This is a genomic window from Caulobacter sp. X, from assembly GCF_002742635.1.
In the GTDB taxonomy this organism is placed as follows: domain Bacteria; phylum Pseudomonadota; class Alphaproteobacteria; order Caulobacterales; family Caulobacteraceae; genus Caulobacter.
The window spans coordinates 144,359-160,726 of sequence record NZ_PEGF01000002.1; the positions used below are offsets into that span (position 1 = coordinate 144,359).

General features: G+C 68.3%; 20 protein-coding genes and 1 pseudogene. 12 read left to right on the forward strand and 9 right to left on the reverse strand.

Annotation, left to right across the window (positions count from 1 at the left end):
* The first annotated feature begins 6 nt into the window (after positions 1–6).
* The 6 genes and pseudogenes from CSW60_RS13040 to CSW60_RS13065 all read left to right on the forward strand — a co-directional run bounded on the left by CSW60_RS13040 (position 7) and on the right by CSW60_RS13065 (position 4,581).
* Positions 7–1,068: a patatin-like phospholipase family protein gene (locus CSW60_RS13040; protein ID WP_099537793.1), complete on the forward strand. Its 1,062-nt coding sequence runs from the start codon at positions 7–9 to the stop codon at positions 1,066–1,068.
* Positions 1,065–1,487, forward strand: coding sequence for an NUDIX hydrolase (locus CSW60_RS13045; RefSeq protein WP_099537794.1), 423 nt, complete (start codon positions 1,065–1,067; stop codon positions 1,485–1,487). The genes CSW60_RS13040 and CSW60_RS13045 overlap by 4 nt, the downstream gene beginning before the upstream one ends.
* 169 nt (positions 1,488–1,656) lie before the next feature.
* Complete coding sequence (locus CSW60_RS13050) at positions 1,657–2,418, forward strand: site-2 protease family protein (RefSeq protein WP_099537795.1); 762 nt, start codon at positions 1,657–1,659, stop codon at positions 2,416–2,418.
* Between the two features lie 62 nt (positions 2,419–2,480).
* On the forward strand, positions 2,481–3,263 hold the full coding sequence (locus CSW60_RS13055) for an SDR family NAD(P)-dependent oxidoreductase (protein WP_099537796.1): 783 nt from the start codon (positions 2,481–2,483) through the stop codon (positions 3,261–3,263).
* An 88-nt stretch (positions 3,264–3,351) separates the two neighbouring features.
* Positions 3,352–3,539, forward strand: a pseudogene (locus CSW60_RS13060) (hypothetical protein).
* A gap of 76 nt (positions 3,540–3,615) precedes the next feature.
* Entirely contained in the window at positions 3,616–4,581 is a 966-nt protein-coding gene (locus CSW60_RS13065) for a nitronate monooxygenase family protein (protein ID WP_099537797.1), read from the forward strand.
* 28 nt (positions 4,582–4,609) lie between these two features.
* Here CSW60_RS13065 and CSW60_RS13070 read toward each other — a convergent pair whose 3' ends face one another.
* Complete coding sequence (locus CSW60_RS13070) at positions 4,610–5,368, reverse strand: Crp/Fnr family transcriptional regulator (RefSeq protein WP_099537798.1); 759 nt, start codon at positions 5,366–5,368, stop codon at positions 4,610–4,612.
* A 68-nt stretch (positions 5,369–5,436) separates the two neighbouring features.
* Positions 5,437–5,646 (reverse strand): hypothetical protein, encoded by a 210-nt coding sequence (locus CSW60_RS13075; protein ID WP_066684114.1) that lies wholly within the window; start codon positions 5,644–5,646, stop codon positions 5,437–5,439.
* 167 nt (positions 5,647–5,813) lie between these two features.
* Here CSW60_RS13075 and CSW60_RS13080 point away from each other — a divergent pair, with 167 nt between their 5' ends.
* The 5 genes from CSW60_RS13080 to CSW60_RS13100 all read left to right on the forward strand — a co-directional run bounded on the left by CSW60_RS13080 (position 5,814) and on the right by CSW60_RS13100 (position 9,520).
* The gene (locus CSW60_RS13080) at positions 5,814–6,239 is read left to right on the forward strand and encodes a TIGR02301 family protein (protein WP_099537799.1); all 426 of its coding nucleotides are present in this window, start codon (positions 5,814–5,816) and stop codon (positions 6,237–6,239) included.
* A 31-nt stretch (positions 6,240–6,270) separates the two neighbouring features.
* Positions 6,271–7,257, forward strand: a complete 987-nt coding sequence (locus tag CSW60_RS13085) for an SPFH domain-containing protein (RefSeq protein WP_201723056.1) — start codon at positions 6,271–6,273, stop codon at positions 7,255–7,257.
* 4 nt (positions 7,258–7,261) lie between these two features.
* Positions 7,262–7,723 carry an NfeD family protein gene (locus CSW60_RS13090; RefSeq protein WP_099537800.1) on the forward strand — a complete coding sequence of 154 codons (462 nt, stop codon included), beginning with the start codon at positions 7,262–7,264 and terminating at the stop codon, positions 7,721–7,723.
* 112 nt (positions 7,724–7,835) lie between these two features.
* On the forward strand, positions 7,836–8,762 hold the full coding sequence (locus CSW60_RS13095; protein WP_099537801.1) for an ABC transporter ATP-binding protein: 927 nt from the start codon (positions 7,836–7,838) through the stop codon (positions 8,760–8,762).
* Positions 8,759–9,520 carry an ABC transporter permease gene (locus CSW60_RS13100; protein WP_099537802.1) on the forward strand — a complete coding sequence of 254 codons (762 nt, stop codon included), beginning with the start codon at positions 8,759–8,761 and terminating at the stop codon, positions 9,518–9,520. Before CSW60_RS13095 ends, CSW60_RS13100 begins: the two co-directional genes overlap by 4 nt.
* On the opposite strand, the gene CSW60_RS13105 is transcribed toward CSW60_RS13100, so the two are convergent.
* Positions 9,517–9,990, reverse strand: a complete 474-nt coding sequence (locus tag CSW60_RS13105) for a recombinase family protein (protein ID WP_099537803.1) — start codon at positions 9,988–9,990, stop codon at positions 9,517–9,519. The genes CSW60_RS13100 and CSW60_RS13105 overlap by 4 nt on opposite strands.
* 88 nt (positions 9,991–10,078) lie before the next feature.
* Complete coding sequence (locus CSW60_RS13110) at positions 10,079–10,936, reverse strand: SDR family oxidoreductase (protein ID WP_099537804.1); 858 nt, start codon at positions 10,934–10,936, stop codon at positions 10,079–10,081.
* Positions 10,937–11,014: 78 nt separating this feature from the next.
* On the opposite strand from CSW60_RS13110, the gene CSW60_RS13115 reads away from it, so the two are divergent.
* On the forward strand, positions 11,015–11,461 hold the full coding sequence (locus tag CSW60_RS13115) for a helix-turn-helix domain-containing protein (RefSeq protein WP_099537805.1): 447 nt from the start codon (positions 11,015–11,017) through the stop codon (positions 11,459–11,461).
* Here the strand turns inward: CSW60_RS13115 and CSW60_RS13120 are convergent.
* The 5 genes from CSW60_RS13120 to ispH form a co-directional block, all read right to left on the reverse strand.
* Positions 11,458–12,561 (reverse strand): glycosyltransferase family 4 protein, encoded by a 1,104-nt coding sequence (locus CSW60_RS13120; RefSeq protein ID WP_099537806.1) that lies wholly within the window; start codon positions 12,559–12,561, stop codon positions 11,458–11,460. The two genes, CSW60_RS13115 and CSW60_RS13120, sit on opposite strands and share 4 nt — an antisense overlap.
* A gap of 4 nt (positions 12,562–12,565) precedes the next feature.
* Entirely contained in the window at positions 12,566–13,768 is a 1,203-nt protein-coding gene (locus CSW60_RS13125; protein ID WP_099537807.1) for a hypothetical protein, read from the reverse strand.
* A 77-nt stretch (positions 13,769–13,845) separates the two neighbouring features.
* On the reverse strand, positions 13,846–14,292 hold the full coding sequence (gene rnhA / locus CSW60_RS13130; protein WP_099537808.1) for a ribonuclease HI: 447 nt from the start codon (positions 14,290–14,292) through the stop codon (positions 13,846–13,848).
* Positions 14,289–15,242 (reverse strand): homoserine kinase, encoded by a 954-nt coding sequence (thrB, locus tag CSW60_RS13135; RefSeq protein WP_099537809.1) that lies wholly within the window; start codon positions 15,240–15,242, stop codon positions 14,289–14,291. The genes rnhA and thrB overlap by 4 nt, the downstream gene beginning before the upstream one ends.
* 41 nt (positions 15,243–15,283) lie before the next feature.
* Positions 15,284–16,243, reverse strand: a complete 960-nt coding sequence (ispH, locus tag CSW60_RS13140; protein WP_099537810.1) for a 4-hydroxy-3-methylbut-2-enyl diphosphate reductase — start codon at positions 16,241–16,243, stop codon at positions 15,284–15,286.
* Positions 16,244–16,368 lie beyond the last annotated feature (125 nt).

Here is a 16,368-nt window from a genome sequence, read left to right on the forward strand (position 1 = left end):
CGGCGGGTGCCCATCCCGCCCTTCACGCGTAAGAAGCCGACCGGCCGCGCCCTGAGTTTGGCGCTGCAGGGCGGCGGCGCGCACGGCGCGTTCGAATGGGGCGTGCTGGATCGCCTGCTCGAGGAAGAGGACCTGGAGATCCAGGCCGTCACAGCGGCCTCGGCCGGCGCCATGAACGCCGTCTGCCTGGCCCAGGGGATGCTCGACGACGGCAAGGCCGGGGCCAAGGCGCGGCTTGAGTCGTTCTGGCGGCAAGTGAACCGCGCCGGCGGCCGCAATGTCTTCGGCGACACCTCGATCTGGACCAGCGCCTTTTCCGGCGGCGTCGACTGGTGGAAGAACACCCCCGGCTGGCGGATGGCCGAGACCCTGGCGCTGTCGTTCAGCCCCTACGAGTTCAACCCGTTCAACCTGAACCCCCTGCACGACGTGCTGGAGGCCGAGGTCAAGTTCGAGCAGCTGCGCGAGCGCTCGCCGGTCAAGCTCTACATCTCGGCCACCGCGATCCACACCAGCAAGGCGCGGATCTTCCGCGAGACCGAGCTGACGGCGCGCCACATCATGGCCAGCGCCTGCCTGCCGCAGCTGTTCCAGGCGGTCGAGATCGACGGCGAGCCCTATTGGGACGGCGGCTTCCTGGCCAATCCGCCGTTGTGGCCGCTGTTCTACGAGGACACGCCCGACGACATCCTGATCGTCAGCCTCAATCCGTTCGTCCGCGAGGAAACGCCCAAGACGCCGGGCGAGATCATGGACCGGCTGAACGAGATCACCTTCAACGCGTCATTGGCCTCGGAGCTGCGGGCCATCGGCTTCGTGCAGAAGCTGCTGGACGAGGGGCTGCTGAAGGACAATGCGCGCGGCCGCTACCGCAAGATGCTGGTCCACGCCATCACCGCCGACAAGCCGCTGGCGGACCTGTCGCTGTCGACCAAGTTCAACACCGAGTGGAGTTTCCTGTCCGACCTGAAGGAGCGAGGGCGGACCGCCGCCGACGCCTGGCTGACAGACTGCGGGACCTGCATCGGCGTGAAGTCCAGCATCGACCTGAAGGTCGGCTTCCCGTGAGCCCGCATCCCGTGCCAACCGTCGGCGTGGTCTGCCTGCGCGGCGACCAGGTGCTGCTGATCAAGCGCGGGACGCCGCCGCGTCTCCATCAATGGAGCCTGCCCGGCGGGCGGCTGGAATGGGGCGAGACCACGGCCGTCGCCGCGCTGCGGGAGCTGAAGGAAGAGACCGGCGTCGACGCCGAGCTGCTCGGGCTGATCGACGTGATCGACGGGGTGTTTCCGGCGCGGCCCGGCGGCGAGATCACCCGGCACTACGTGCTGATCGACTACGCCGCCCGCTGGACCGGCGGCGAGCCGGCGGCTGGCGATGACGCGGCCGACGCGCGGTTCGTCTCGCGGGACGAGGCGATGGCCCTGGTGGAGTGGGACGAGACCCGTCGGGTGATCGCCGAGGCGTATGAGCGGTTTGCGCTTTAGCGCCCCCTCCGTCTCGGCGCTGCGCGCCGATCCACCTCCCCCGTTTCACGAGGGAGGATGACGCTCCTCCCTCTCCTCACCCGCAAAGCGGGGGAGGTGGCGCGATGCGGAACGCATCGTGACGGAGGGGGCGCTTGCGTCAGCGCTTCATTCCCCCGACATCTTCAGCATGAGCCTCATCGACGCCCCCGCGCCCCGCTTCTCCATCAGCCCCAACGCCCTGATCCTGCTCGCCGCCTGTATCGGCCTGGGCTGGGCCGTCGCCGCCCAGGTTCCGCGCGTTGGGATCATCACCTTCGCCTTCGTCGCCGCGGCCTGGGTGTTCAGTGTTGGAATCCACGAATTCGGCCACGCCCTGACGGCTTACAAGGCCGGCGACACGACCATCGTCGAGAAGGGCTACCTGACCCTCGATCCGTTGAAGTACTCGGACCTCGCCACGACGGTCGTCATTCCGCTGATCGCCCTGGCCCTGGGCGGCATCGGCTTTCCGGGCGGGGCGGTTTATCTGCGCGAGGACCTGATGCGCTCGCGCGGCTGGCGGTCCCTGGCCTCGCTGGCGGGGCCTCTAGGGACGCTGGTCGTGCTGATCGTGATCGCCGCCGCCCTGCCGTTCGTCGCGTCGCCGCCGCTTCGCCACGCCCTGGCGCTGCTGGCCTTCCTGCAGGCGACGGCCTTCGTGCTGAACCTGCTGCCGGTCCCGGGCCTGGACGGCTACGGCGTCATCCGGCCGTTCCTGCCCGATGGCGTCCGGGCGAGAATGATCAAGATCGAGCGGGTCGGCGTCCTGCTGCTGTTCGCCCTGATCTTCTTCGTCCCTGGCGTCAGCGACCTGATCTTCAAGTCGGCCCTGACGGTCACCGACCTGCTCGGCGTGCCGCGGACGGCGATTGGCGACGGCTGGCGGACCTTCCACTTCTGGGGGTCTTGACCTTCGAGGCCTGATCGCCTCCCCTTCAAACAAGCGTTCAAGATAACAAGGGGAGGATCGCCATGGCCTACGCGCCGTTCAATCTGTCGGGCAAGGTGGCCCTGGTCACCGGCGGCAATCGCGGCATTGGCCTTGGCATGGCCAAGGCGATGGCCCAGGCCGGCGCCGACATCGTCATCTGGGGCTCCAATCCCGAGCGCAACCAGGCCGCCGAGCAGGAACTCACCCGGCTGGGCGTGCGGGTGAAGGCCCAGACGGTGGACGTCGCCGACGAAAGCCAGGTCGCCGAGGGCATGGAGGAGGCCGTCGCCGCCATGGGCCGGGTCGACGCCGTCTTCGCCAACGCCGGCATCGGCTACGGCTCGCCCTCATTCGTCGAGATGAAGACCGAGGTCTATCGCAAGGTGCTGTCGGTGAACCTGGATGGCGTCTTCTTCACCCTGCGCGAGGCCTGCCGCCACATGGTTGAGCGGGCCAAGGCCGGGGATCCGGGCGGCTCGCTGGTCGGGATCGCCTCGCTGGCCGCGATCGAGGGCGCGGCGCGCAACGAGGCCTACGCCGCCACCAAGGGCGCGGTGATCTCGATGATCAAGTCCGTGGCCGTCGAGCATGCCCGCTACGGCGTCCGCGCCAACGCCATCCTGCCCGGCTGGATCGCCACCGACATGACCGCCGGGGCGCAGGGCAACAGCGCCTTCGCCGAGAAGGTCATTCCGCGTGTCCCCGCCCGCCGCTGGGGCGAGCCGGAAGACTTCGGCGGCATGGCCGTCTATCTGGCCTCGGACGCTTCGAGCTACCACTCCGGGACCACCATCGTCATCGACGGCGGATACTCGATCTTCTAAGCGATCGTTTCTTGGACTCTTCAGTCCAGTGAAACCCTATTGAAAACAGGGTCTTGTGGAATCCGCGCGGCGGTGAGAAGCTTCCCCTCTGGCAGCCTGGACATCAGATTTGGGCGCCGACGAGGAAACGAGAAAACGATGACGCCACAAGACGTTGTCAGCCTGGCGCCGCCGCGCGGCTTCCTGATGATGCTGGCCCTGGCCTTCACCGGCATGATGGCGTGCTTCTGGACGCACGACACCGACGTCGAGACCGCGCTGGTCAAGCGAGACTAGCGGCCCTGCCCTCGCGGCAGGCTTGTGAGGCGGCGGTCCCGCCCTGATCCTTCCGGAAAACGAGGGAGGAACGGGCATGGGCTTGCATACGCCGCTCTGCGATCTTCTGGATATCGAACACCCGATCCTGCTGGCCGGCATGGGCGGCGTCTCCTACGCGCCCTTGGCGGCGGCCGTGTCTAACGCCGGCGGCTACGGCGTGCTGGGCATGGCCGGCACGTCGCCGGACTTCATCCGCGACCAGATGCGCGAGGTCCGCGCCCTGACCGACAAGCCGTTCGGCGTCGATCTGCTGGCGGCGACTCCGGACGCTTTGACCGCCAGTGTCGAGGTGATCATCGAAGAAGGCGCCAGTTCCTTCATCGCGGGCCTGGGCGTGCCGTTGCCCATCATCGCGCGGCTGAAGGCGGCCGGTCTCAAGGTGATGGTCGTCTGCGGTGCGGTGAAGCACGCGGTGAAGGCGCAGGACGCCGGCTGCGACGCGGTGATCTGCCAGGGCGGCGAGGGCGGCGGGCATACGGGCCTCGTCGGCACGCTGCCGCTGGTCGCCCAGGCGGTCGAGGCCGTGCGGATCCCGGTCGTGGCGGCGGGCGGCCTGTATGATGGACGGGGCCTGGCGGCGGCCCTGGCGCTGGGCGCGCAAGGCGTTTGGATGGGCACGCGCTTCATCGCCTCGGCCGAGGCGCACGCCGGCGACCTCTATCGCCAGGCCGTGATCGCGGCGTCCGACGAGGACACCGTCCGCACTCGCTGCTACTCGGGCAAGCCGATGCGGGTGAAGAAGAACGCTTACGTCGAGGACTGGGAGGCGCGGCCCGCCGACATCCAGCCCTTCCCACACCAGGCCATGGTCTCGATCCGCAACGGCGCGATGGGCGGCATTGGCGGCCAGATCGACGGTCTGGATCCCGACAAGTCCTGCTTCGCCATGGGCCAGAGCGCCGGCGGGATCCATGACGCGCCGCCGGCCGGCGATATCGTCCGCCGACTGATGGCCGAGGCCGAGGCGGCGATGGACCGGGCCGCCGCGTATCGCGTCTGACAATCCTCGCCCTAGCGGGGGAGGATTTCTAGTCCGCGACCTTTGGCAGGATCCTGCGGAAGTGCGCTTCGACCGCGTCGTGGCACTCGCAGGCGCGCTTCTCCAGGCCGGGTCGGTCCAGCACCTCCACGCGACCGCGACCGATATGGATCAGCCCGGAGTCCTGCAGCGCCCGCGCGACCGCGCTAATCGTCGTGCGCTGAACGCCCAGCATCTGGGCCAGGGTCTCCTGGGTCAGGCGGATCGGCTCGTCGCCCGAGCGGTCATGGGCGAACAGCAGCCAGCGGCAGGCGCGCTGCTCGATCGGGTGCAGGGCGTTGCAGGCGGTCACCTGCATCATCTGGGCGATGAAGACGTCAGCGTATCGGTCGAACAGGTCCGCCACGACCGCCGAGCGGCTCTTGACCTCTTCCAGCCGCGCGGTGGGAACGCAGAAGGCGTGACCCGGCACGCGCACCACGGCGCGGCCATAGGCGGGCTTGAAGCCGGCGCTGACCATGCCGCCGATCGCGCCTTCATGGCCGATGCTGGCGGCCTCGATCTCCTGGCCGTCCGAGGTGACGACCAGCAGCGAGGCCTGGGTCGGGCCGCAGGGCAGATAGGTGTGCTCGACGTCCTCGCCGGCGTCGAACAGGACCTCGTCCTGTGGCAGGTCGACCAGGATCAGATAGGGCGACAGGGCTTCCAACGCCTCCGGTCGCAGGGCGGCCAGCAGACGGTTGGCGGAGAAGGGCGGGGCGTCTTCGCTCCCGGCGGCTCCCCGAGAAAGACGGGCGGCAACTGACATGGAAACCTCCGTGACCGTGCTTAAGCGCACAGCTCACGGCTTAGTTTCCGAAGCTCTCCAAAGACGCCCTAGCTGAGGGTCCTGGGGTGGGGCAGGACCCAGTCGTCTTCCTGCTCGTGCATGACGACCGGAAGGCCCAGGCCAGCAGGGTGTTCGGCCAGTCGAAGCGCCGCGGCCCGGGCCGCGTCACGCGTCTCGTAAGCGCCGAAACGCAGGTAGTCGCCGATGATCGACCAGTGGTCTCCAACGCGGACAACGCCGTAATGCACCTCAGTCATGGGTAGACCTCCTTGCAGTATCCACAGGGAACCCCCGATTAACGATTATCGCAAGTCCTTTATCGCCAACGCTTTTTTGACACCGGTGGACTCTTTATCCCCAAGGCGGCGAAGATTTGTCCGTGGTCGGGTGACAAGGCGGCCTTTGATTGGCGATAACCGGCGGCATGTTCCGTTCGCTGCTTTCAGGGATCCTCGTGGCCGCGCTCGTCGGCGGCGCCATGGCGCAGGATCGTCCGGCCGACCAGCGTCAGCGCTTGCTGGAGCTGGCCTATGCGCTGGGCGAGAGCCACGCGCTGCGGCAGGCCTGCGAAGGCGAGGGCGACCAGTACTGGCGGGCGCGGATGATGCGTCTCGTCCAGGTCGAGCGCCCGGGGCCAACCCCGGAGACCCAGCTGCGCGAGCGCTTCAACGCCGGCTTTGTCGCCAAGCGCGGGCAATATCCCGCCTGCGACGAGGCCAGCCACAATGCCGAAGCGCAAGCCGCCCGGCGCGGCCAGGCCTTGGCGCTGAAACTCTCGCAATCGACGATCCAGGTTCGACGTGAGCCCCCGGCGCCGGATTCCGTGGCGGAGGGCGAGACGGCGCGCTAACCTCAACCGCAAGGTTGTGGAGGAGGGCGTCTTGGGCGTCTCTATAGTTGTTCTGATCCTGCTGGTCCTGGCCTTCGTCCTGGTCGCCAGCGTCATCAAGATCGTGCCCCAGGGGCGCGAATTCACCGTGGAGCGGTTCGGCCGCTACACCCGGACCCTGAAGCCTGGCATCAGCATCCTGACCCCGTTCGTCGAGACGATCGGGCGCAAGGTCAACATGATGGAACAGGTGCTGGACGTCCCGCAGCAGGAGGTCATCACCAAGGACAACGTGTCGGTGAAGGTCGACGCGATCGTCTTCATCCAGGTCATGGACGCGGCCGCGGCCGCCTATCGCGTCGACAACCTGATCTACGCGATCACCCAGCTGGCCCAGACCAACCTGCGCACGGTGGTCGGCTCGATGGAGCTGGACGAGGTCCTCAGCCAGCGCGACGCGATCAACACCCGCCTGCTCTCGACCATCGACCACGCCACCGGCCCTTGGGGCGTCAAGGTCGCGCGGATCGAGATCAAGGACCTGACTCCGCCGCCGGACATCACCAACGCCATGGCCCGCCAGATGAAGGCCGAGCGCGAGAAGCGCGCGGTGATCACCGAGGCGGAAGGCGAGAAGCAGTCCCAGATCGCCCGCGCCGAGGGCCAGAAGCAGTCGGCCATCCTGCAGGCCGAGGGCCGCCGCGAGGCCGCCTTCCGCGACGCCGAGGCGCGCGAACGTGAAGCCGAGGCCGAGGCCAAGGCGACGGCCTTCGTGTCGGAGGCGATCTCGAAGGGCGACGTCAACGCGATCAACTACTTCATCGCCCAGAAGTACGTCGAAGCCTTCGGCGAGCTGGCGCGCAGCCCGCAGCAGAAGACCGTGATCGTGCCGGCCGACTTCGCGGGCCTGACCGGGACCGTCGCGGGCGTCGGCGAGCTGATCAAGAGCCTGGGCGCCGATGCGCCGCGTCCGACCGCGACGCCGCGCTCGACCTCGACGACCACCAGCACGCCGACCGGCGGCAAGCGCGGAGCCTAGGATCATGGGCGCTGTCGAAAGCCTCTATGCGTCGCATCCGTTCTGGCCCTGGCTGGCCCTGGCGGCGCTGTTCCTGGCGATCGAGGTGGCGACGGGCACCGGCTGGCTGCTGTGGCCGGCCGCCAGCGCCTTCGTCGTCGGCCTGCTGGCCGAGGCGCTGCGCCCCGGTCTGGTGATCGAAGCCGGCATCTTCGCCGTGCTGACCATCGCCTCGACCTATCTCGCCAGGCGTTTCCTGCGTCCGGTGTTGGAGCCCACCAGTCCCGACCTCAATGATCCGTTGCAACGCCTCGTCGGCCAGCATGGCCAGGCGATGGCGACGTTCGATCAGGGGCGTGGCCGGGTGTTCGTCGACGGCAAGGACTGGGCCGCCGAATCCGACGAGCCGGCGCCCCAGCTCGACCAGACGGTGGTGGTCACCGGCGTCGATGGCGCCGTGCTGAAGGTCCGTCCCGTCATTCACTGAGCGCATTGCTGACAAAAGGCGGCGCTCCCCCCTGTTATCGGCGCGTCGCCGCACCATTTGTGCCGCGAGCGACCGTTCAGTCGCATCCGCTTCACGCTCATAGGGAGACGGCGTGACCTCCATCATCTCGGTAAAGGGTCTGAACAAGACCTATGCGTCTGGCCATCAGGCGCTGAAGACGATCGATCTCGATATCCGCAGGGGCGAGATCTTCGCCCTCTTGGGGCCGAACGGCGCGGGCAAGACCACGCTGATCAGCATCATCTGCGGCATCGTCAACCCCAGCCAGGGGACGGTGACCGCCGACGGTCACGACGTAGTGGGCGACTATCGCGCCGCGCGCACCAAGATCGGCCTGGTGCCGCAGGAGCTGCACACCGACGCCTTCGAGACGGTCTGGGCCACGGTCAGCTTCTCGCGCGGCCTGTTCGGCAAGCCGCGCAACGACGCCCTGATCGAGAAGATCCTTCGCGACCTCTCCTTGTGGGACAAGAAGGACAGCAAGATCATGGCGCTGTCGGGCGGCATGAAACGCCGCGTGATGATCGCCAAGGCGCTGAGCCACGAGCCGACCATCCTGTTCCTGGACGAGCCCACCGCCGGCGTCGACGTCGAGCTGCGCCGCGACATGTGGGAAATGGTCCGCAAGCTGCGCGAAAGCGGCGTCACCATCATCCTGACCACCCACTACATCGAGGAGGCCGAGGAGATGGCCGACCGGATCGGGGTGATCAACAAGGGCGAGATCATCCTGGTCGAGGACAAGACCGTCCTCATGCGGAAACTCGGCAAGAAGCAGCTGACCGTGCATTTGAAGGAGCCGCTGACGGCTCTGCCGGCGGCCCTAGCCGACCCGCACCTGACGCTCGCCAATGACGGGGCCGACCTCGTCTACACCTTCGACGCCCAGGCCGAGGACACCGGCATCGCCGACCTCCTCAAGCGCCTGGCCGAGCAGGGCGTCGAGTTCAAGGACCTGAAGACCGACCAGAGCTCGCTGGAAGACATCTTCGTCAGCCTGGTGAGGGCCCCGCAATGAACCTGTTCGCGATCAAGGCCATCTACAAGTTCGAGATGGCGCGGTGGTTCCGCACCCTGGCCCAGAGCGTCATCTCGCCGGTGCTGTCGACCAGTCTCTATTTCGTGGTGTTCGGCTCGGCGATCGGCTCGCGCATGCAGGCCATCGACGGCGTCAGCTACGGCGCCTTCATCGTCCCGGGCCTGATCATGCTGTCGCTGCTCAGCGAGAGCATCTCCAACGCCTCGTTCGGCATCTACATGCCCAAGTGGGCCGGCACGATCTACGAGCTGCTGTCGGCGCCGGTCGCCTGGTTCGAGGCGGTGGCGGGCTATGTCGGGGCGGCGGCGACCAAGTCGATCTGCCTGGGCCTGCTGATCCTGGCCACGGCGCGGATCTTCGTGCCGTTCGAGATCGCCCACCCGTTCGTGATGCTGCTGTTCCTGGTCCTGACCTCGATGACCTTCAGCCTGTTCGGCTTCATCATCGGGGTCTGGGCCGACGATTTCCAGAAGCTGCAGATCGTGCCGCTTTTGATCGTCACGCCCCTGACCTTCCTGGGCGGCAGTTTCTACTCGATCAAGATGCTGCCGCCGATCTGGCAGAAGATCACCCTGTTCAACCCGGTGGTCTATCTGATCAGCGGCTTCCGCTGGGCCTTCTACGGCCAGTCGGATGTCGGCGTCGGGATCAGCCTGGGCATGACGGCGGTGTTCCTCGCCGTCTGCCTGACGGCGGTGTGGTGGATCTTCCGCACCGGCTATCGCCTGAAGGTCTAGTCGTCGTCTTCGGCGTCCTCGGCCTCGACCGGGGGCGCCGCCTTCAGCCCCTTCAGGCCGCCCGCCTTGGCGCCCTTGGCGACCAGGGCGGTTTCGGCCCGGCGGATCATGGCGCGCTCACCGTTGAAGGCGGTCAGCGCCTGGCAGGCGTCGAAAAAGCCGGAATCCGCGCGGGTGTCGATCTCGGGCTGCTGGACGACCAGGTGCAGGTCGCGGGCGCGCAGCTTCAGCACCGCGTCCATCACCGCCACCAGGTCGCCGCCCAGGGCGTGAAGGCTGGGGGCGGCCAGGACGCCGCCGGGCTCCAGCGCCGCCATGGCCCGCTCCAGCCCCGGCCGCACCACGCCCGAGGCCAGGCAGCGATCGCTGAACACCTGCTCGCAGCCCAGCAGCAGCAAACGCTCTTCCTGAGCGGGACTGAAGAACACCCCCGGCGCGGGCGGCACGCGGTAGTAGCCGACGAATTTCATCGTCAGCCCATCGCAAACCGGCCGCGCCCTGGCGAGCGGAAAACCACGACCGCCCACAGACTTCGTCGGCGGTCGCGTGGGTTCGCGTCTAGTGAGGCCTCACGACGCCGGCGACGAAGGCCGACAGCGGCGTGGTCGGATGGCCGATCAGGGCCGACAGCTGGCGGCTGTCGTCGAACAGCCCGCCGCGCGCGGCGCCGGCGTCCGCCTGGGCGATGATGGCCGCGACCGGGGCGGGCAGACCCAGGCCTTCCAGGATCTTGGCGTAGTCGCCTTCGGGCAGGTCGTTGTAGGGCAGGGGCCGGCCGGTCTGGCGCGAGACCTCGGCGGCCAGCTCGGCGAGGCTGAAGCTGTCGTCGCCGGCCAGCTCGTAAACCTTCCCCGCGTGAGCGTCGTCGGTCAGGGCGATGGCGGCCGCCTCGGCGTAGTCGGCGCGCGCGGCGGCCGAGATGCGGCCATCGCCCGCCGCGCCGACGAAGGCGCCCGTGTGCAGCGCCCCGCCGATCGCGCCGGCGTAGTTCTCAAGATACCAGCCATTGCGCAGCAGGGTGTGCGACAGGCCCGATTCCTCGAGCATGATCTCGGTGGCCAGGTGGTCCTGGCTCAGCGCCAGCGGCGAGGAGTCCGCGCGCAGCACGCTGGTGTAGACGATCCGCTCGACCCCCGCGGCCTTGGCGGCCTCGATCACTTTGCGATGCTGCGGGACGCGCTGGCCGACCTCGCTGCTGGAGATCAGCAGCAGGACATCGACGCCCTTCAGCGCCTCGGCCAGGGTCGCGGGCTGGTCGTAGTCGGCCGTGCGGACCTCCACGCCCAGATCGACCGCCTTCGCCGGATCCCGGACCAGGGCCACGACGGCCTGGCTGGCCGTCACGCGGGCCTTCAACTGCTCGATGACCAGACGGCCCAGTTGGCCGGTGGCTCCAGTGACGGCGATGATCGTCATGTTCCTGCTCCTTTTCAGCGGACCCGCGTCATCTAGGGCTCTTGCTTACTTTTCGTAAGTACGTACATGAAGGTAAGTATGGAACAGGATGATCGCTCCAAGGCCGGGCCGCGCCGGCCGCTCTCCGAAATGGTCACGGACGGTGCCTTGCGCGCGGACGTGATGGCCGCCGCTTGCCCGTCGCGCGAGGTGCTCAACCACGTCACCAGCCGCTGGGGCGTCCTGGTGTTGATGGCGCTGGAGACCCGCACCCTGCGCTTCAGCCAGCTCAAGCGGCAGATCGGCGGGGTCAGCGAGCGCATGCTGGCCCAGACGCTGAAGCTGCTCGAGGGCGACGGCTTCGTGCGCCGACAGGCCTTCGAGGTCGTGCCGCCGCATGTCGAGTACAGCCTGACGCCCCTGGGCCTGGAGGTCGCCGAACGCGTGCGGGGCCTAGCCGACTGGATCCAGGTCAATCTGGGGCGGATCCTGGAACATTGGGACCCCGAGAACCTCGCCGCCTACGCGCCGGAGACCATGGCCTAGTCGGCTTGGCGATGGGCGCGGCTGACCGGCAAGCGCGCGTAGATCTCCGTCCCGGCGCGGGCGAAGGCGTCGGCGCCGAAGCGCTGCAGCACCCGCGCTCGGGACGCCTGGCCCAGGCGCGCGAGTTCTTCCGGGGCGGCCAGCAGCGCGCGCAGAGCGCCCGCCAGGGCTTCGGCGTCGTTGGGCGCGACCACGTAGCCCGTGCGCCGGTCCAGCACCGTGAACGGCATTTCCCCCACCGCCGAGACGACGACCGGCAGGCCAGCCTCCATGGCCTCGTGGGCGGCGATGCACAGGCCTTCCGAGCGGGAGGGCTGCGCATAGGCGTGCAGATCGGCCAGGAACGCCCGCGGCCGCGCCTGAAAGCCAATCAGTTCGACAGTGTCCAGCCCGGCCGATGCGATCTGGGCCAGCAGCGCCTCGCGCTGGGCGCCGTCGCCGGCGATCCGCACGCGGAATGGCGCCGGCGGGACGAAGCCGGACGCCTTCAGTCGCGCCAGGGCCTCGATCAGGACATCGTAGCCCTTCACCGGATGCAGCCGGCCCAGCGAGCCTAGCTCGACGGTCTGGCCCGGCGTCCAGGGTTTGGCGACCGGCGCCTCGCCCCCGGCGGCGAACAGAGGCCAGGTCGTCAACCGCTCGGGCGGAACCCCCAGGCGCTCGGCGGTCAGGCGGGTGACATTGTCGGAGTCGCCGATCCACAGCTGGCTGAGACCCTGGGTGGCGCGCAGCAGGACCTTGTTGGCGGGCTTCAGGAAGGCGGCGTGCTGCCAGCTGACCACCGGCAGCCGCCGACGCAGGCCGACCAGCTGTCCGAGAAGCGTCGCCCGGGTCAGCGAGGTCCAGATCAGATCCGGCTTGAACATCGCGAGGCTGCGGTCCAGCCAGGCGAAGGCGGCGAGGTGATCCTTCTCCGCGCCCTCGCGGATATGAACCGTCAGGCCGTCGGCCTCCATCGCCGCCAGGGCCCTTCCGTCGCGCCGGAGCAGGGCGAAGACCTCGACCTCGGCGCCCTGGTCGCGCAGCACGCGGGTGACGGCCGGGACGGGCGCGGCCGCGCCGCCGCCCTCTAGCGAATTGATCACATAGGCGATCCGCATGCCGTTAGCCGACGGCGGCGATCGCGGGCTGGGCGGGGGCTTCGGTCCAGTCGAGCCCCGCGAACAGGGCCAGGGCGCGGGCCGCTCGCAAGGAGGACGGCTCGTCGGTCAGGTCGAAGCTGCGGTCGAACAGCGCTTGCTGCACGGGACGCCAGATGGCGGCGTGGTCCGCCTGGGCGGCGGCCAGGGCCGGGCCCAGCTCGGCGGCGCGGGTGATGACGGGGCCGGCGCGCCAGTGCTCGAAATTGGCGTCGCCGCGCCAGTCGAATCCGTGGTTGTTCAGGAACACGCAGGGGCGGGGATGCAGCAGGAACTCGTAGATCTGGCTGCTGACGTCGCCCAGGTAGATATCCGCTCGCTGGGTGTAGGTCATGGTCGTCGAGGCTCGGCTGCCCAGGTCGATGTGGATATTGGCGGCCCGCAGGTATTTTTCGTCGATATGGCCGGCGCGGTCGACGCGCAGCTTGTCGATCGTGACCACGAAGGGGCGTTCGAACAGCATCACGTGCGGCGCGAAGATCAGCTGATATTCGTCATGCTCGACGAACCAGTCCAGCACCGCGCGGCCCTCATCGTACCAGGACGACAGGTGCGGCGAGACATGGGGATTGTACAGCACCACCGGACGCTGATCGTCGACGAACGGCAGGTTCGGGCGCGGCGGGGCCAGGTCGAACTTGGGGTAGCCGACGACCGAGATCGTCTCGGGCTTCACGCCCGCCTCGCTGATCAGGCGCTCGCGGATCTTGGGGCCCGAGACCAGCACGTGGTCGAAACCCGCGCTGGCCTTGTCGAACCCGATCGCGCGATCGCCGGCGCCATGGCGGGTGTGGACGATCTTCAGGTCGGTCAAGCCGTAGCGGGTCTTGAGGATCAACGAGGTCTTCTCGGCGACCACGAGGATGTCGAGCGATCGGAAGAAGTCGAGGTTATCGCGATAGATCAGCAGCTTGGTGGCGGGGATCAGCGCTTCCAGAACACCCGCCAGGCTCTTCGAGGCGCCCGGCTTCAGGCCAAGCTGGACCAGGGACAGGCCCTTGCCAATCATGCCTTCGGAGAGCCGTATCACCTCGGCGCTCAGGCGCGGATTGGTGGTGGCCACCACGATGTCCAGATCCGGCCGGCCGCGCGCCAGGGCCACGGCGATCGGCAGGCTGTGCGCCACCTGGTGGACCTGGTCGTGATTGAAGAGGAAGCCGATCCGCATAACCTTAAGACGACGCCGGCTGGCGCCCACCTCAAGCTAAGCTTCGCAATCACCGCGTGCGGCGATCGACCTTGCCGTCAGAAGCGCGGATTGGCCTGTCGGAGACCTTCATTGGCCAGGGCGTCCGCGCGTTCGTTCAGCGGATGGCCGGCGTGGCCCTTGACCCAGCGCCAGTCGACATCGTGGCGCGAGCGAGCGGCGTCGAGCCGCTTCCACAGGTCGTCGTTCTTGACCGGGCTCTTGTCGGCCGTCTTCCAGCCGCGCGCCTTCCAGCCCCGGATCCACTCCTGGATGCCCTTCATCACATACTGGCTGTCGGTGTGCAGCTCGACGGTGCAGGGACGGTTCAGCAGCTCCAGCGCCTGGATGGCGGCCATCAGCTCCATGCGGTTGTTGGTCGTCCCCGGCTCGCCGCCGCAGATCTCTTTTTTCTTGTCGCCATAGAACAGGATGGCGCCCCAGCCGCCGGGGCCGGGATTCCCCTTGCAGGCCCCGTCGGTATAGATCGTGACCTTCGGCGTCATGCGAACAGCACGAGGCCCTCGCGGTGGACGGCCAGCTTGCGCTCGTACTCCAGCGGGTCCTTGGGCCGCACCAGCGCGCCGGCGGGCGTCGCGCCCCAGTCGGCCAGGCGCGTCAGGAAGAAGCGCATCGCCGCGCCGCGCGCCAGGATCGGCAGGGCTTCCTTCTCGGCGGGGCTCAGCGGCCGACGGCGCTCATAGCCGTTCAGCAGCGCCTTGGCGGCGGTGACGTTGAAGCTGCCGTCGGCTTCGAAGCACCAGGCGTTCAGCGTCACGGCCAGGTCGTAGGCGTAGGCGTCGTCGCAGGCGAAGTAGAAGTCGATCGTCGCGGCGAACTTGCCGTCCGCGTGGAAGAAGACGTTGTCCGGGAAATAGTCGGCATGGACCGTGCCCGTCGGCAGGTTGCGCGGCCACATCAGGGCCAGTTGCGCCAGGTCCTGGTCGATGGTGGCCGCCAGGCCGGGCTTCAGCGCCTCGGCGGCCTTGCGGTGCTTGGAGAACAGCGGCGCCCAGGCGGCCTGGCCCAGGTCGTTGGCGCGGCGGGCGGGATAGCCCTCGCCGGCCAGGTGCAGCCAGGCCAAACCCTCGCCGGCCTCGCGGCAGTGGGCGACGGTCGGCTTGCGCGCCGACAGGCCCGGCATGAACTCGACGATGGCGGCGGGCTTGCCGCGCAGGGTCGCCAGGGTCGCGCCCCTTCGCGTGGGGATCGGGCGCGCACTGGGATAGCCCTTGTCGGCCAGCCAGGTCAGCAGATTCAGAAAATAGGGCAGGTCCTCGGCCTTCACCCGACGCTCATAGACGGTCAGGATGTAGCGACCCTTCTCCGTCTCCAGCAGGAAGTTGGAGTTCTCCACGCCCTCGGCGATGCCCTTGAACGCCAGAGGCGCGCCCAGGTCGTAGCCCTCCAGGAAGGCGGCGAGTTCGTCGTCGGTGATGTCGGTATAGACGGCCATGACGCGGGGATGCGCGACGCAGGCCGTCCGGTCAAGCGCGGTTAGGCCGTCAGCAGCCGCGGCAGCTTAAAGGTGATCGTCTCGCGCGCCTCGACCAGTTCCTCGACGGTGGTATCGAACCGCGCCGCGATGGCGTCGATGACGCCTTGCACCAGGTCCTCGGGGGCCGAGGCGCCGGCGGTCAGGCCGACGCGCGAGACGCCCTCGAACCAGGTCCAGTCGATGCCCGAGGCGTCGTCGATCAGGTGGGCCTCGCGGGCCCCGGCCTTCAGGCCGACCTCCTTCAGGCGCACCGAGTTCGACGAGTTCTTCGAGCCCACGACCAGCACGAGCTCGGCCTGTTCGGCCAGGCGTCGGACCGCGTCCTGGCGGTTGGTCGTGGCGTAGCAGATGTCTTCCTTGTGCGGCGCGGCGATGCCCGGGAAGCGCTCGCGCAGCAAAGCGACCATCTCGGCGGTGTCGTCGACCGACAGGGTGGTCTGGGTCAGGAAGGCGACGTTGCTGGCGTCCTTGGGCGTCCAGGCGGCGGCGTCGTCGATATCCTCGATCAAGGTCACCGCGCCGTCGGGCAGCTGGCCCATGGTGCCGATCACCTCCGGATGCCCGGCATGGCCGATCAGCACGATCTCACGACCGGCGTCGTAGTGCTTCTGGGCCTCGACATGGACCTTGGAGACCAGCGGGCAGGTGGCGTCGAGATAGATCATCTCGCGCGACTTGGCCTCGGCCGGCACGGACTTGGGCACGCCGTGGGCCGAGAACACGACCGGGCGATCGTCGGGCGCCTCGGAGAGCTCCTCGATGAACACCGCGCCCAAGGCCTTCAGGCGGTCGACGACGTGGCGGTTGTGGACGATCTCGTGGCGGACATAGACCGGGGCGCCGAACTTCTCGACGGCGCGCTCGACGATCTGGATGGCGCGATCGACGCCGGCGCAGAAGCCGCGCGGGCTGGCCAGCAGCAGCGAGATCGGGCGGCGGATCGGGGTCTCGGCGTTCATGGCGCGGAAACTAGTGGTTCCGGCCGCCGGGCGCCAGGAGTCTGCGTCGTTGCGACGTCACGCATATGCCTTTATCAGGCTGCATGACGCCGAAGGGGCCGCGTGGCTCCGCTTGGCTCTGTCTT